1 protein-coding gene and 1 pseudogene are annotated in these 1,064 nt (G+C 76.0%); both read right to left on the bottom strand.

What is annotated here, in order from left to right:
- Window positions 1-817: ABC transporter ATP-binding protein (locus G3I53_RS12615; RefSeq protein WP_164438349.1), on the bottom strand; the 817-nt coding region annotated here is incomplete at its 3' end.
- A pseudogene (locus tag G3I53_RS12610) lies at window positions 814-1,064 on the bottom strand (energy-coupling factor transporter transmembrane protein EcfT); the annotation flags it as partial. The gene G3I53_RS12615 and the pseudogene G3I53_RS12610, both read right to left, overlap by 4 nt.

The raw sequence follows: 1,064 nt of genomic DNA, 5'->3' as shown, positions 1-1,064 counted from the left end.
CGTCCGCCAGGCGCTGCCGCAGGGGCGCGGCCCGGCGGCGCGCGTCGCGGACGGTCAGCGGCAGCGGGCTCCAGCCCGCCAGCCGGCCCAGGTCCACCACCGGCGGGAACACCGGGGAGACCGCCATGATCTCGGCGGGCGTGCCCAGCCGCGGGGCCTCGCCCGGGCCGGGCAGCAGGACGACCTGGTCGGCGTACTGGATGACGCGTTCCAGGCGGTGCTCGGCCATCAGGACCGTCGTGCCGAGGTCGTGCACCAGCCGCTGCAGGACCGCGAGGACCTCCTCGGCCGCCGCCGGGTCCAGCGCGGAGGTCGGCTCGTCCAGCACCAGCACCCGGGGGTGCGGGGTGAGTACGGAGCCGATGGCCACGCGCTGCTGCTGCCCGCCCGACAGGGTGGAGATGGAACGGTCGCGCAGGTCGGCGAGGCCGAGCAGGTCGAGGGTCTCCTCGACGCGGCGGCGCATCACGTCGGGGGCGAGCCCCAGCGACTCCATGCCGTAGGCCAGCTCGTCCTCGACGGTGTCGGTGACGAAGTGGGACAGCGGGTCCTGGCCGACGGTGCCGACCACGTCGGCCAGTTCGCGCGGCTTGTGGGTGCGGGTGTCCCGGCCGGCGACCGTGACCCGGCCGCGCAGCGTGCCGCCGGTGAAGTGCGGCACCAGGCCGCTGACCGCTCCCAGCACCGTCGACTTGCCGACCCCGGACGGGCCGACGAGCAGGACGAGTTCTCCCTCGGGGGCCTCGAAGTCGACGCCCCGGACGGAGGGTTCGTCCGCGCCGTCGTACGTCACCGAGACGTTCTCGAAGCGGATCACGGCAGCTCCTTGCGGTTGTCCTCGGGCGCGGGCGTGACGAAGGCGGGCAGCAGACCGGCCAGGACGGCCGCCGCGGGCCACAGGGGGAACGTCGGTGCCACCAGCGGCACCACGCCGGGGTGCAGGGCCGCCGGGTCACGGGCGGCGGCCACGAACAGCGCGGCGGCCACGGCCGCGCCGGAACCGGCGACCAGCCAGGCCCGCACGTCCCAGCGGTCCGGCCGGTAGCGGGTGCGCAGGGACCTCC

This window comes from Streptomyces sp. SID14436 (assembly GCF_010548465.1).
GTDB lineage: Bacteria > Actinomycetota > Actinomycetes > Streptomycetales > Streptomycetaceae > Streptomyces.
Note: the sequence above shows the minus strand (reverse complement) of the source record. Positions and strands in the feature narration are given on the sequence as shown.